At 64.2% G+C, this 13,911-nt stretch carries 15 protein-coding genes; 4 read left to right on the top strand and 11 right to left on the bottom strand.

Annotation, left to right across the window (positions count from 1 at the left end; genetic code table 11):
• Positions 1-82 precede the first annotated feature (82 nt).
• From flgK to OX459_RS03975, 4 genes are all read left to right on the top strand, one after another.
• Positions 83-2,050 (top strand): flagellar hook-associated protein FlgK, encoded by a 1,968-nt coding sequence (gene flgK / locus OX459_RS03960; RefSeq protein ID WP_289903906.1) that lies wholly within the window; start codon positions 83-85, stop codon positions 2,048-2,050.
• A gap of 51 nt (positions 2,051-2,101) precedes the next feature.
• Positions 2,102-3,343, top strand: a complete 1,242-nt coding sequence (gene flgL / locus OX459_RS03965; RefSeq protein WP_289903907.1) for a flagellar hook-associated protein FlgL — start codon at positions 2,102-2,104, stop codon at positions 3,341-3,343.
• 167 nt (positions 3,344-3,510) lie between these two features.
• Complete coding sequence (locus tag OX459_RS03970; RefSeq protein ID WP_289903908.1) at positions 3,511-3,954, top strand: MarR family transcriptional regulator; 444 nt, start codon at positions 3,511-3,513, stop codon at positions 3,952-3,954.
• A 48-nt stretch (positions 3,955-4,002) separates the two neighbouring features.
• The gene (locus OX459_RS03975; RefSeq protein WP_289903909.1) at positions 4,003-5,262 is read left to right on the top strand and encodes an MFS transporter; all 1,260 of its coding nucleotides are present in this window, start codon (positions 4,003-4,005) and stop codon (positions 5,260-5,262) included.
• Position 5,263: 1 nt separating this feature from the next.
• On the opposite strand, the gene fliR is transcribed toward OX459_RS03975, so the two are convergent.
• The 11 genes from fliR to OX459_RS04030 all read right to left on the bottom strand — a co-directional run bounded on the left by fliR (position 5,264) and on the right by OX459_RS04030 (position 13,871).
• A complete protein-coding gene (gene fliR, locus OX459_RS03980) occupies positions 5,264-6,118 on the bottom strand; it encodes a flagellar biosynthetic protein FliR (RefSeq protein ID WP_289903910.1) in 855 nt (284 codons plus the stop codon).
• A gap of 16 nt (positions 6,119-6,134) precedes the next feature.
• Positions 6,135-6,404, bottom strand: a complete 270-nt coding sequence (gene fliQ / locus OX459_RS03985) for a flagellar biosynthesis protein FliQ (protein WP_035821365.1) — start codon at positions 6,402-6,404, stop codon at positions 6,135-6,137.
• A gap of 10 nt (positions 6,405-6,414) precedes the next feature.
• Complete coding sequence (gene fliP, locus OX459_RS03990; protein WP_233516144.1) at positions 6,415-7,098, bottom strand: flagellar type III secretion system pore protein FliP; 684 nt, start codon at positions 7,096-7,098, stop codon at positions 6,415-6,417.
• An 82-nt stretch (positions 7,099-7,180) separates the two neighbouring features.
• A complete protein-coding gene (gene fliO / locus OX459_RS03995) occupies positions 7,181-7,780 on the bottom strand; it encodes a flagellar biosynthetic protein FliO (RefSeq protein WP_289903911.1) in 600 nt (199 codons plus the stop codon).
• Positions 7,777-8,211, bottom strand: a complete 435-nt coding sequence (gene fliN / locus OX459_RS04000) for a flagellar motor switch protein FliN (RefSeq protein ID WP_034754038.1) — start codon at positions 8,209-8,211, stop codon at positions 7,777-7,779. The genes fliO and fliN overlap by 4 nt, the downstream gene beginning before the upstream one ends.
• A 48-nt stretch (positions 8,212-8,259) precedes the next feature.
• The gene (fliM, locus tag OX459_RS04005) at positions 8,260-9,246 is read right to left on the bottom strand and encodes a flagellar motor switch protein FliM (protein WP_034754035.1); all 987 of its coding nucleotides are present in this window, start codon (positions 9,244-9,246) and stop codon (positions 8,260-8,262) included.
• 6 nt (positions 9,247-9,252) lie between these two features.
• On the bottom strand, positions 9,253-9,765 hold the full coding sequence (fliL, locus tag OX459_RS04010; RefSeq protein WP_289903912.1) for a flagellar basal body-associated protein FliL: 513 nt from the start codon (positions 9,763-9,765) through the stop codon (positions 9,253-9,255).
• Between the two features lie 186 nt (positions 9,766-9,951).
• A complete protein-coding gene (locus OX459_RS04015; RefSeq protein ID WP_289903913.1) occupies positions 9,952-11,259 on the bottom strand; it encodes a flagellar hook-length control protein FliK in 1,308 nt (435 codons plus the stop codon).
• Positions 11,260-11,278: 19 nt separating this feature from the next.
• Positions 11,279-11,719 carry a flagellar export protein FliJ gene (fliJ, locus tag OX459_RS04020; protein WP_077407817.1) on the bottom strand — a complete coding sequence of 147 codons (441 nt, stop codon included), beginning with the start codon at positions 11,717-11,719 and terminating at the stop codon, positions 11,279-11,281.
• 32 nt (positions 11,720-11,751) lie between these two features.
• On the bottom strand, positions 11,752-13,068 hold the full coding sequence (fliI, locus tag OX459_RS04025) for a flagellar protein export ATPase FliI (RefSeq protein WP_289904816.1): 1,317 nt from the start codon (positions 13,066-13,068) through the stop codon (positions 11,752-11,754).
• An 89-nt stretch (positions 13,069-13,157) separates the two neighbouring features.
• Positions 13,158-13,871, bottom strand: a complete 714-nt coding sequence (locus tag OX459_RS04030) for a flagellar assembly protein FliH (RefSeq protein ID WP_099666869.1) — start codon at positions 13,869-13,871, stop codon at positions 13,158-13,160.
• Positions 13,872-13,911 lie beyond the last annotated feature (40 nt).

The raw sequence follows: 13,911 nt of genomic DNA on the forward strand, positions 1-13,911 counted from the left end.
GCCTTGCCCCCGTGCAAGCCGCGCGCTTCAAGTTTTCGCCGCGGCTGCCGTAAATACTTTTGACGGTAACCAATAAGACACCATGACTTCGAATCTACTCAGCATCGGTAAGAGCGGTTTGCTTGCAGCGCAGGTGGGCCTGTCGACGACCGGGCATAACATCACCAATGCCAACGTGGACGGTTACAACCGCCAGGTGGTGCTGCAGCAGACGGCGCAGTTCAACAATGCCGGTTATGGCTTTGTTGGCAATGGTACCGAGGTATCGCAAGTCAAGCGCCAGTACGACGGTTTCATGGCGGCCCAGGTGAATGCCGCGCAGTCGGCCACCAGTTCGCTCGACGCGTATTACACGCAGATCACGCAGATCGACAATATGCTGGCGGACCCGACGGCCGGGCTGTCGCCGGCGATGGCCGATTTCTTCAAGGGCGTGCAGGATTTCAGCTCGAATCCCTCGTCCGTCTCGTCGCGCCAGGCATTGTTGTCGAGCGCAAACTCGCTGACGGCCCGTTTCCAGGGCCTCAGCGCGCGCCTGACGGAGATCGGCGACGGCGTCAATTCGCAGATCACGTCGAACGTCAAGGTGATCAATTCCTACGCCAAGCAGATCGCGGAACTGAATACCTCGATTACCAACCTGACCGTGAATGAAAGCAATCAGCCCAACGACTTGCTGGACCAGCGCGACCAGTTGATCACGGAACTGAACAAATACGTCAAGGCAACGGTTCAGCCTGGCGCCGGCAATTCGATTACCGTCTCGATTGGCTCGGGCCAGCCGCTGGTGGTGGGCGACAAGAACTTTGAACTGGCCACCACGCCGTCGCCGACGGACCCGAACCGCCTGGACATCGGCTATGTGACGGGCTCGAGCGTCAGCAAACTGTCGGAAAGCTCCCTCAGCGGCGGCGCGCTGGGCGGCTTGCTGGAATTCCGCAGCGGCAGCTTGGACCGCATCCAGAATTCGCTGGGCAAGGTCGCCATCGCACTGGCTTCCACCTTCAATGAACAGCACAAGCTGGGCCAGGACTTGAATGGCGACATGGGGACCGACTTCTTCAAGTTGCCCGATCCCGTCATCGGCGCCGACTACCGCAACAATGCGACCAGCACGACCGTTCTGTCGGCCAAGGTCAGCGATCCGACCAAGCTGACGGCCAGCGATTATGCCGTCAAGTATGACGGCGCCAATTATGTGGTGACGCGCCAGAGCGACGGCGCGAAAACGACCATCAACCCGTATCCGCAAACCGTGCCGCAAACCATCGACGGCGTGGATTTCTCGATCTCGGGCGCGGCCGCCGAAGGCGACAACTTCATGGTCAGGCCGACGGCGCACGGCGCTTCCGACCTGGCCGTGGCGATTACCGACCGCAACAAGCTGGCCGCCGGCGCGCCCATCGTCACGGGCGCGCCCGTCAGCAACACGGGTAGCGGCAAGCTGGGCGCAGGTAGCGTGGACAAGGCGTATTTGACGCCAGGCAACGCCTTGACGGGCCCCGTCACCTTGACGTACGACAAGGCGACCACTTCGCTGTCGGGTTTCCCCGCGGGCCAGGCCGTGACCGTGAAAGGCTTGAACGGCGCCACCACCACGTATCCGGCCGGCACGGCGAACATTCCGTACACGGAAGGCGACAGCTTCAGCTTTGGCGGCATCAACGTCAACTTGACGGGGGCGCCCGCGCAGGGCGATAAATTCACTATCGGGCCGAACTCGGGCGGCGTGGGCGACAACCGCAATGCCTCGCTGCTGGCGGGCTTGCAGACGAAAAACATTCTCGACGGCGGCAAGGCCACGTTCCAGGGTTCATACGCGGAAACCGTCAGTTTTGTCGGCAACAAGACGCGCGAAGTACAGGTCAGCGGCCTGGCCAGTCTTGCGTTGTTGCAACAAACCAGCACGCAGCAGCAAGCCGTCTCCGGCGTCAACCTCGATGAAGAGGCGGCCAATCTGCTGCGCTACCAGCAAGCCTACCAGGCTTGCGGCAAGGTCATGCAGATCGCCAGCACCCTGTTCGACGTGGTCATCGGCCTCGGACGTTAATTATTCAAGCGGCGGCGCCTGGCGTCCGCCGCCATCAGGAAGGGCAGCATCATGCGCATCAGTACCAAAATGATCTATGACGCGGGCAGCACGCAGCTGAACAACCTGCAGGGCGCGTTGAACCGTACCCAGATGCAGCTGTCGGCGAACCGCCGCAACCTGACGCCGGCCGACGACCCGATCGCTTCGGCGCGCGCGCTGGAAGTGACGCAGTCGCAAACGATCAACACGCAATTCGTGACGAACCGCTCGAACGCCAAGAATTTCCTCTCGCAGGAAGAGCTGGCCCTGGCCAGCACCACCTCGTTGCTCGCCGACGTGCAGGATCTGGTAAGGAAGGCCGGTAATCCCTCCTTGAAGGATGTCGACCGCCAGAGCCTGGCCACGGAGCTGCAGGGCCGTTTGACCGACCTGTTGGGCATCGCCAACACGTCCGACAATGCGGGCGGCTACCTGTTTTCCGGCTACAAGTCGACGACGCAACCGTTCAGCCAGACACCGGGCGGCGCCACCTACGTGGGCGACCAGGGCCAGCGCGAGCTGCAAGTGGGTTCGGCCCGCTACCTGGCCACCAGCGATTCGGGCGCGGCCGTGTTCGAGAATAATTTGACGGGCAACGGCAAGTTCACCACGGCGGCCGATCCGGGCAACTTCACGCGCGGCGGCGCCGGCATCATTTCCGGCGGCACCGTCACCGATCCCACCAAGTTGACGGGGCACAAGTACTCGATCGACTTCCAGGTAACGGGCACGGGCACCGCCGCCGTCACGACCTATACTGTGACGGACGTGACCCTGGGCCAGACCATCCCGAATCCGGCCGTGCCGGTGGCCTACAAGTCGGGCGACGCCATCAACTTTGACGGTCAGCAAGTCAATGTCGCGGGCAAGCCGGCCGACCTGGACAAGTTCACCCTGGAGCCCAGCGGCAAGGAATCGATCTTTACCACGATTACCAACCTGATCGGCGCTTTGGGCCAGCCGGCCTCGGGAGATGCAGGGCAGGCGCGCCTGACGGCCAGCCTGAACGCGGCGCACGATATCTTCGACACGGCCTATGACAACGTGCTGTCGGTGCGCGCGGAAGTCGGTTCGCGGCTGAAGGAACTCGACACGCTCGACAGCGCCGGCGACGACCTCGACCTGCAGTATGCGAGCACCCTGTCGGGCTTGCAGGACCTGGACATGGTGAAGGCGATTTCCCTGTTCAGCCAGCAGCAGATCACCCTGCAGGCGGCGCAGAAGTCGTTTACCTCGATCTCGGGCCTGTCGCTGTTCAATTACATCAGTTAAGCGGTCCGCATCGCAGGCTGGCCGGCAAGCCGGGGCAGGGAGGACATCTCCCGCCCCGGCTTTTTTGCGTCCGCAAGATGGCCGTTTTGGCAAGATATACAGGCAAACTGTGCAGTTTACCTGTATATCTGATATAGTGGAGGCCGTTGATCCACTACATGACTGCCATGACCACCCCGCAAGAAGACCACGAACAAGTTCTGCAACTGGCCGGCGAATTGCGCATCCTGGTCGGCAAGCTGCGCCGCCGCCTGCGCGAAGAGGCGCACCTGGGCGATGTCAGCATGTCGCAGGCATCCGTGCTCAGCCGTCTCGAACGCGACGGCCCGGCCACGGTCAGCAGCCTGGCGCGCGCCGAAGGCATGCGGCCCCAGTCGATGGCCGCCACCGTGCTGGCGCTGACCGAGGCGCGGATGGTGACGGGGGCGCCCGACCCGCTTGATGGCCGGCAAACGATATTGACCCTGACGGACAGCTGCCGCGTCTGGATCGCGGCCAGCCGTGCCGCGCGCGAAGACTGGCTGGCGCGCACCATTGAAACCCGGCTCACGCCGGACGAAGTCACCGAACTGAACCAGGCGGTGGCATTACTCAAACGCTTGGCGGAGTGATCCGCTGAATTTTCCACCACGACCCCGGCAAGGAGCCCGCACGCCCAGATGAACAACACATTCCGTTCGCTACGCATTCCCAATTACCGTATCTGGGCCGGCGGCGCCCTCGTGTCGAATATCGGCACCTGGATGCAGCGCACGGCGCAGGATTGGCTGGTGCTGAGCGAATTGACGCAGCACAATGCCAGCGCCGTCGGCATCGTCATGGCCTTGCAATTCGGCCCGCAACTGCTGTTGCTGCCCCTGACGGGCATGGCGGCCGACTTGCTCGACCGCAGGAAATTGCTGTTGTGTACGCAGGCGGCCATGGGTTTGCTGGCGCTGGGCCTGGGTTTGCTGTGCATCAGCGGCTTCGTGCAACTGTGGCACGTGTATGTGTTTGCTTTCCTGCTGGGCTGCGTGACGGCCTTCGATTCGCCCGTGCGCCAGACGTTTGTGGCCGAAATCGTCGGCGAGGAAGACTTGACGAATGCCGTGGCGCTCAATTCCACCTCGTTCAATGCGGCGCGCATGCTGGGCCCGGCCGTGGCCGGCTTGCTGATCAGCAGCGTCGGCAGCGGCTGGGTCTTCATCATCAACGCCGTCTCGTTTGCCGCCGTGATCGGTTCGCTGTTGCTGCTGCGCGTGGAATTGCTGCGCCGCGCGCCGCGCCTGGAGGCCACGCGGGCCAGCCTGGGCGAGGGTTTCCGCTACGTGCGCCAGCGGCCCGACCTGATGGCCATTTTGCTGATGCTGTTCCTGATCGGCACCTTCGGCCTGAATTTCCCCATCTTCCTGTCGACCATGTCCGTGACGGCCTTCCATGCGGGCGCGGGCCAGTACGGCGTGCTCAGTTCCGTGATGGCTTGCGGCTCCGTGGCCGGCGCCCTGCTGGCGGCCGGGCGCGGCCAGCCCACGCTGGCCTTGCTGCTGGGCGCGGCTGCACTGTTCGGCCTGGCTTGCGCGCTGGCCGCCGTGATGCCCAATTATTGGCTGTTCGGCATGATGCTGGTAGTCATCGGTATTGCCGCGCAAACCTTTACTACCAGCGTCAACAGCAGCGTGCAACTGTCGACGGCGCCCGCCATGCGGGGCCGGGTCATGGCCATCGTGCTGGCCATCTCGGCGGGCGGCACGCCGCTGGGCGCGCCCATCGTGGGCTGGGTGGCCGACACCTTCGGCCCGCGCTGGGCGCTGGGCATAGCCGCCTTGTCGGGCCTGGTGGCGGCGCTGGTCGGCGTGCGCTACCTGGTCAAGCATCACCAGCTGCGCCTGAACGTCGACGTGCGGCGCTGGCGCGCGGCGCTGAGGAGCGACCCGCGGTGAGTCAGCGCGCCGGCGCGGCCGGCGCCGGAGGGCGCAAGGGATTCGGCGGCGCGGGCGGCGGCGGCCGGTCGCGCGTGGCAAAGCCGCGCGGCAGCAGGCGCGCCGTTTCTATGCCGCGCAGGAACATGTTCTGGAAGGGCGTGGCCAGGTAGGGCAGGACCATGCTGATCACCAGCAAGCCCACGCCCAGGGTGACGGGAAAACCGATACCGAAGATATTCAGCTGCGGCGCGGCCCGCGTCAAGATGCCCAGGGCCACGTTGGTCAGCAGCAGGGCGGCGATGATGGGCAGGGAAATTTGCAGGCCGGAACGGAAAATTTCCCCACCCCACGCCGCCAATTGCTGGAAGCCGCCGCCGCTGATAGGACTCGATGAAATCGGCAGGCTGACAAAGCTTTCCGCCAGGGCCGCCAGCAAGACCAGGTGGCCGTTGACGGTCAAAAACATCAAGGTGGCCAGCATGACGAGGAACTGGCTGATGGCGGAAGACCTGCCCTTGGTTTGCGGGTCGAAGAACGAGGCGAAGCCCAGGCCCATGGTGAGACTGCTGATTTCGCCTGCCATTTCGATGGCGGAAAACACGATGCGGATGGAAAAGCCCATGGCCAGGCCCACCAGCATCTCCTGCGTGAGGATCAATAAACCGGGCAAGGACATTGGGTTGACGGCAGGCAAGGCCGGCACGGTGGGGGCGATGATCATGGCCAGCAGGGCGCCCAGGCTCACCTTCACGGTGGCCGGCACGGCCGCGTTGCCGAACAGGGGGGCGGCCGCGATCAGGCCGAGGATGCGGCTAAGCGGCCACAGCAGTGCTGCGATCCAGGTATTGAGTTCGATGCTGGACAGGGTCAGCATGGCAACAAGCGCGGCACTAGCCCACCAGGTTCGGGATGCCCGTGAAGACCTGGCGCATGTAGTCGAGCATGACGGACAGCATCCAGGGGCCCGCCACGACGAGGGCGACGAAAATGCCGACCAGCTTGGGGATGAAGGACAGGGTCGCCTCGTTGATCTGCGTTGCCGCCTGGAAAATACTCACGATCAAGCCGATGATGAGGGCGACGAGCAGCATGGGCGCGGCCACCATGAGGGTGATTTCCATCGCATGGCGGCCCAGGGTCATGACGCTTTCGGGTGTCATCGTATTTCCCCTAGTAAAAACTCTGTGACAGCGAGCCCAGCAGCAACTGCCAGCCATCGACCAGCACGAACAGCATCAGCTTGAACGGCAGCGAAATCGTCGCCGGCGACATCATCATCATCCCCATCGACATCAGCACGCTGGCGACCACCATGTCGATGATCAGGAACGGGATGAAGATGGCAAAGCCGATCTGGAACGCCGTCTTCAGTTCGCTGGTGACGAAGGCGGGCACGAGGATGCGCAGCGGCACGTCTTCCGGACCTTGCAGGGCCGGCGAGCGCGACATCTTGGCAAACAGGGCCAGGTCGGCCTGGCGCGTCTGCTTGAGCATGAAGGTTTTCAGGGGATCGACACCCTTGTCCATCGCCTGCTGCATGGTGATCTTGTTTTCCTGGTAAGGAAGATAGGCATCCGTATAAATCTTGTCGAACACGGGTCCCATGACGAACAGGGTCAGGAACAGGGCCAGCCCCACCAGCACCTGGTTCGGCGGCGCCGATTGCGTGCCGATGGCCTGGCGCAGCAGGGACAGCACGATGATGATGCGCGTAAAGCAGGTCATCATCAGGAGGGCCGCCGGCAGGAAGGTGAGCGACGTCATCAGGATGAGCGTCTGCACCGGCAACGAGTAATTCTGGCCTCCGCCCGGGGCCGGCGTGCTGTTGAAGGCCGGGATGCCCGGCTGGGCCATGGCCCACAGCGGCAAGGCCAGGGCGGCGGCCGCCAGCAGCCAGGTCAGGGGAGTCTTCAAGGTGGACCACGCCATCTGCTGCTTATTTCCCATTGCGTTTTTCGATGGTCTGTTTCAGCCACTCGGAAAAATTGGCGGCCGCGGGGCCGTTTTGCGCCGTGGCCAGTTGCGGCAAGTCGCCTTCCTGGCGCGGCATGGTGGCCAGCGCGTTGATCCTGCCGGGCGAGGCGCCGACGACGATCCACTGGTCGGCCACTTCGACGAGGACGATGCGTTCGCGTCCGCCCAGGTTGAGCGAGCTGACGACGCGCATCTTGCTGTTGCCGCCCATGACCTTGGGGCCATAGCGCTTCATGAACCAGGCCAGGCCGATCAGGAGGGCCAGCACGAACACGAGTGCGAAGATGGTTTGCAGCAAGCTGCCGGCCGAGCTGGTCGGCGCCATCGTCATCGCTGCGCCGGGCGGCATGGCGGGCAGGGCGGCGGCAGGCGCGGAGGCCGGCACCGCCGTTGCAGCCGAGGCGGCCGGCGCCGTGGCGGCTGGCGGTGTCTCGCTTGCCGCCGCGACGGAAGCGCTGGCGGCGCTGGCCGCCGGCGCTGACGCGGTTGCCGGTTCGGCGTGCGCGATGCTGCATGCCGCCAGGAGCGGCAGCACAGTGGAAATCAACAGGCCAGGCTTCATTTATTCAATTTTCGGATGCGTTCGGAAGGCGTGATGATGTCCGTCAGGCGGATGCCGAACTTGTCATTCACCACCACCACTTCGCCCTGGGCGATCAGGCAGCCGTTCACCAGCACGTCCATCGGTTCGCCGGCCAGGCCGTCGAGCTCGACCACGGAACCCTGCGCCAGTTGCAGCAGGTTCTTGATGGCGATCTTGGTGCGGCCCAGCTCGACCGTCAGCTGCACGGGGATATCGAGGATGAAATCGATATCGTTGTGCGTTTCCGACTTCGATGCCTGCTTGGAAAAGTCCTTGAACACGGCGGCGCTGGCCGCGCTGGCCGTATTGGCGGCCTGGTTTTGCAGCGCTTCGGCTTCCGCCTTGGCCTGCTCGGCAATGGCCGCGCCCCAATCGTCTTCCGCGCTTTGGTCGTCTTGGTTGTCAGACATGTGTTTCTCCTGTTGTACAGATGCGGGCCGCAGCGGCCCGGGTATTTTTTAATGATTGTTCATGTTATCGGCGTTAGCCAGCAACTTTTCAACCTTCAGCGCATATTGTCCGTTCAACACGCCGTACGTGCAATCCATCACGGGCACGCCGTCGACGGTGGCGGCGATCAGTTCGGGAATATTCAGGGGGATGATGTCGCCCACCTTCATGTTCAGGATTTCATCGAACGACACGCGCGCCGTGCCCAGCGAAGCGACCAGCTCGACTTCGGCGATCTGGATCTGCTGCGTCATCAGGCGGATCCAGCGCTTGTCCACTTCCAGCGCCTCGCCCTGCAGGCTGGAGGTCAGCGAATCGCGGATCGGCTCGATCATCGAATACGGCATGCAGAAGTGGATTTGTCCGGAAACGGAGCCCAATTCCACCGTAAACGTGGACGCCACCACCACTTCGTTCGGCGTGGCGATGTTGGCGAACTGCGTGTTCATTTCTGAACGGATATATTCGAACTCGACGGGGAAGACCGGCTCCCACGACTTGGTGTACGCTTCGAAGACGATGTCGAGGATGCGCAGGATGATGCGCTGCTCCGTCTGCGTAAAGTCGCGTCCTTCGACGCGCGTATGGAAACGTCCGTCGCCGCCGAACAGATTGTCGACCAGCAAGAACACGAGGCCCGGATCGAAGACCATCAGGGCTGTGCCGCGCAGCGGCTTCATGTGCACCAAATTCAGGTTGGTCGGCACCACCAGGTTACGGATGAACTCGCTGTATTTCGACACGCGCACGGAACCGACGGACACTTCGGCGCTGCGGCGCAGGAAGTTGAACAGGCCCACGCGCAGCAGACGGGCGAAACGCTCGTTGATAATTTCCAACGTTGGCATCCGGCCGCGCACGATGCGCTCCTGGGTTGCCAGGTTGTAGGTACGAACTCCCGTGACATCTTCCGGCGCCTGCGCGTCGTCCTGGTCTCCGTTGACGCCCTTCAGAAGGGCATCGACTTCTTCCTGGGAGAGGAAATTATCGGCCATGGCTGCTTATTGAATGATGAATGCGGTAAATAATACGTCCGTCACGTCCTGCTCCGGCCCTTTGTCCTCGAACGGCTGGTTCACCTGATTGATGATTTCGGCCGCCAGTTGCTGCTTGCCTTCCACGGTATTGAGTTCGGACGCCTTCTTGCCGGACAGCAGCAGCAATAAACGGCTGCGCACTTTCGGCATGTTGATCTTGATCAAGTCCATTTCTTCCGGGCTGCTGGCCTGCAAGGTAAACGCGATTTGCAGGTATTGCTCGCCATTTTCCGGCTGCAAGTTGACGGTGAAGGCATCGATGGGCACGAAGACGGGCGGACCTGCCTTTGAAGCGGCATGTTTTTTCTTGCTGGGCGCCGATTCTTCTTTATCGGCCTTGCCATGCAGGAAATACCAGGCGGCACCGCCACCGATACTGCCAGCCACCAGCACCGAGGCCAGCACGATGATCAGAAGCTTCTTTTTCGAGGCGCCGGCGGGAGCCAGGCCTGCATCTGCTTTCGGATCTGCTTTCATTTTTGGATTTGCTTTCAATGGTACTCGAGTGCATGGAAGTGGATCACGACGCCATTATGTCATTATCGGCAAATTCTGCGCAGAAGGATGCAGTGAAAAGAGGGCGGAAGCGCCCTCAACTCGCTGTTTTTAGACGAAAAGTTACGTCAGGGGGCGCGCCAGCGGCTGGCGGACGACGAATTGTCCTCAGGCAAAGGTATCCACGGCACTCAGGCTGGGCCTGCTGCGTCCGCCTGCCGCCGGCGTGATGGCGATCTCGCCACCCGTTACGCCGCCGCCCTGGCCATTGCCGCGGCGTCCGCCGGATGCTTCCCGGTTACCCTGGTCCTGCTGTTCCGGCGTGCCGGCCGAGACGGTGGCGCTGCCAAAGGCGATGCCCGCTTCGCTCATCATCTCGCGCAGGCGCGGCATGGCCGCTTCCAGCGCCTGGCGCACTTCCGGCTGGGCCGACATGAAGGCGGCATCGGCCTGGTCATTGGTGACTGTCAGTACCACTTGCACAGGTCCCAGGTCGGGCGGATTCAAGGTCAGGGTGGCGCTCTGGTCGCCGCCGGCCGCCATCCACACGACTTTCTGTCCCAGTTGCTGGTCCCAGGCCGGCGTGCCGACCCGGCCCGTCAGCTTGTCGGCCGGCACGGCCACGGCGGCCGCCGCCTGCTGCAGCGCGCCCGGCTGCAACTGGGCCGCCAGGCGGCTCAGGTCGGCAGGTGTTTCCTTGATGATCGGTTCGGCCACGGCGGCGCCCGCCTTGGCGGTGGCTGCCAGCTGGGCGTCGATGGCCAGCTTGCCAGGTTCGGCCTTGCCGGTTGGCACGCTGGCGCCTGGTGTGGCGGCCGTCTTGCCCTGGGCCTGGCCCAGGCTGTCGGCAAAGTCGCCGCTGTCCGTTTGCGCGGCGGCGGTGGCGGCGGCCTTGCCGCTGCCCTGGCCGGCTGCCAGCAAGGGGCCTGTGGCCGGGTTCTTGCCGTCGGCCTTGATGCTGGCGCGCGCGGGCAGTTCCGGCACGGCCTTGGCTGCTGCCGCGGGCGGCTGGATGGCCAGCTGGATGCTGCCCACCAGGGCCAGCATCTCGGCGGCCGGATCGGCTGGCGGCGCGACTGTCGCGGTAGCGGGGGCGGCGGGTACGCTGGCCTCGGCCGGGGCGCTGGCACTGGCGTTGTCGTCGGTGGCGGGCGCGGCCGCCTCGTTGGACTGCGCTGGCGGCTGTTCGCTGCTGGCCGCCTGTTCGGTACCCGTTGGCGCCGGCTTCGCTTCGCTCGCTGGCGCCTGGGCTGGAGCCTGTGTGGCCGCGGGGCTGGCAGGACGGGCCGCCGGCGCAGGCGCTTGTACTTGAGCCTGCGCCATATTGCGGCTGGCCTGGCGTTGCTCGATCTGGCGGTTCAGGGTGCGCTGGAAGTCGCCCGCAGTGCCGCTGGTGGTCGGCTGGCTGCGGTTGGCGGCGCCCGGCGTGGCGTTCGGCGAGACTATCTGGGAAATCGGTGTTGGCTGGGTTTGCATGATGCTGCCTCAGTGTTGCTTAGCGTTTGTAATAGGCTTGTCGCGCCGCGTGCTCATCCATTGCTTTCTGGTCGCGCTTGTTTTCCAGCTTCAGCGCCTGTTCCTGCGCCCGGTTGTTCAGGGTGGTGTACGACATGCGCTTGCGTTCGGCCAATTGCCAGCGCATCTTTTCATTGTCGCTGCGCGCTTGCGCATGCTCGACTACCTGCTGCTGGCCCAGGATGGCGCTGTCGAGCTTGACCATGAAGGCCTGGAAGTTGCGGTAAGCCATGGGCGTAATGCCGCTGCTCATGCTTGTCTCGAAGCGCTTGGCGTAGTCGTCGCGGTAGCCTGACAGCATGTCGAGCTTCTGGCGGCAATCGTCGAGCGCTTTCAGGGCCGCGCCCAGGCGCTTGGCGCAGTCGTCCGTTTCGCGCTGGGCAAGGTCGATCAGGGTTGCAAGTTGGGAAGGAGAAGCCATGGCTGATTATATTCCCGCTATGCAAGCCCTAATCAGTCGAATAGAGCGGTAAGTTGCCCCAAGCTCTCGTCCATGCTGACCCGCTCCGTGATTTGCTGTTGCAAAAACGCCTCGATCTTTTCATGCAGGGCGATGGCCTGGTCCAGTACGGGGTCGGTGCCGGCGCTGTAGGCGCCCACGCTGATCAGGTCGCGGCTGCGTTCATAGCGCGAATACAGCTGTTTCAGCTTGCGCGCCTGCTGCTGGTGTTCGTGCGTGGTAATCGAGTGGGCGGCGCGCGAAATCGATTGCTCGATGTCGATGGCGGGATAATGGCCCGCTTCGGCCAGGCGGCGGTTCAGCACGATATGGCCGTCGAGAATCGCGCGCGCCGAGTCGGCGATCGGGTCTTGCTGGTCGTCGCCCTCGGTCAGCACGGTGTAGAAGGCCGTGATCGAGCCGCCGCCTTCCCCGCCATTGCCGGCCCGCTCCACCAGCACGGGCAGCTTGGCGAAGACGGACGGTGGATAGCCCTTGGTGGCGGGCGGTTCGCCGATGGCCAGGGCGATTTCGCGCTGCGCCATGGCGTAGCGGGTCAGCGAATCCATGATCAGCAGCACGTTTTGCCCCTGGTCGCGGAAATGTTCGGCAATCGCCGTCGCATACGCGGCCCCTTGCAGGCGCATCAGCGGGGGCGTGTCGGCCGGCGCGGCCACGACGACGGAGCGGGCCAGGCCTTCGGGACCCAGGATCTGCTCGATGAATTCTTTTACTTCGCGTCCCCGTTCGCCGATCAGGCCGACGACGATCACGTCCGCCTCCGTGTAGCGGGCCATCATGCCCAGCAGCACGCTCTTGCCCACGCCGGAACCGGCGAACAGGCCCATGCGCTGGCCACGGCCCACGGTCAGCATGGCGTTGATCGAGCGCACGCCCACGTCGAGCGTGTCGACGATGGGCGCGCGGCCCAGGGGATTGGCGGGGCGTACATTGATGGGGGCGCTGTCCGTCGTGTGCAGCGGGCCCAGCTGGTCGAGCGGACGGCCCGCGCCGTCGAGCACGCGGCCCAGCAGTTGCGGACCCACGGGCAGGTGGCGCGCGCGGTCGCTGGGGCGGCGGCGCGGGTGCGCCACGCTGCCGGGACGGGGAATGGCCGGTTCGACGGAAAACACGCGCGTGCCGGGCACGATGCCCTCGACGTCGCTTTGCGGCATCAAAAACAGGCGTTCGCCTTCAAAACCGACCACTTCCGCCTCGACCCGGCCGCCATTCGGCAGCGGCACGGTGCAGGCGGCGCCGACGGCCAGGCGCAGGCCCACGGCTTCCATCACCAGGCCGGCCACGCGCGTGACGCGTCCTGAAATCTGCATCGGTTCGACAAAGCCGACCACGGCCGTACAGTCGCTCAGGTAGGCGCGCCAGCGCGCCGCATGGGCAGCAGGGCCTTTGACGGGCTCGCTCACGGCGCCAGCCAGTCCAGGTCTTTGCCCAACGCATGCGTCAGGCGGTGCCAGCGGGTGGACGTTTGCGCATCGATTTGGTTGCTGGCCGTGTCGATCTTGCAACCGCCGCGTTCCACGGACGGGTCTTCGATGACGCGCCAGCCGCCCTTGTCGAGCTCATCGCCGATGCCGTCGCGCACCACTTGCGCATCGTCCGGGTTGAGCATCAGCAAGGCTGGTTGTTGTAGTACAGGCAAGTATTCGATGGCTTCGCGCACCATCGGCAGCATCAGTTCGGGGCGCACGGGCAGGGCCGTCTTCAGCATGCCCTTGGCCAGCTGCAAGGCCAGTTCCATCACGTCATTGGCGATCAGCTCGTCGGCCTGGTGCACGGCCGTGCCGAAGTCGACGGCGATGGTTTGCAGGTGCGCCAGTTCCACGGCGGACGCCGCCTTGCCTTCCGCATACGATTGCGCATGGCCGTCGGCATGCCCGGCCGCATGGCCTTCCGCATAGCCGGCCGCGCGGCCTTCGTCGAAGGCCGTGGCGCGCGCTTCCTCGCGGATGGCGTCGAGTTCTTCCTGCGTCGGGTATTCCAGCGGCGGGGCCAGTTCTTCCTGGTGCAGCTCGCCGTAGGGATCGGCTTCCGGATCGATCTCGGGCTCGGGGTCCGGTTCCAGCAGCTTGCGCGCCGCCACCACGCTGGGACGCTCGTCGCCAAACGAGGTCATTTCCCAGCGCTGGTAGGCGGTTTGCTGCTCTTTGGGAATT

The organism is Janthinobacterium sp. SUN026 (genome assembly GCF_030397625.1).
Taxonomy (GTDB): domain Bacteria; phylum Pseudomonadota; class Gammaproteobacteria; order Burkholderiales; family Burkholderiaceae_D; genus Janthinobacterium; species Janthinobacterium kumbetense.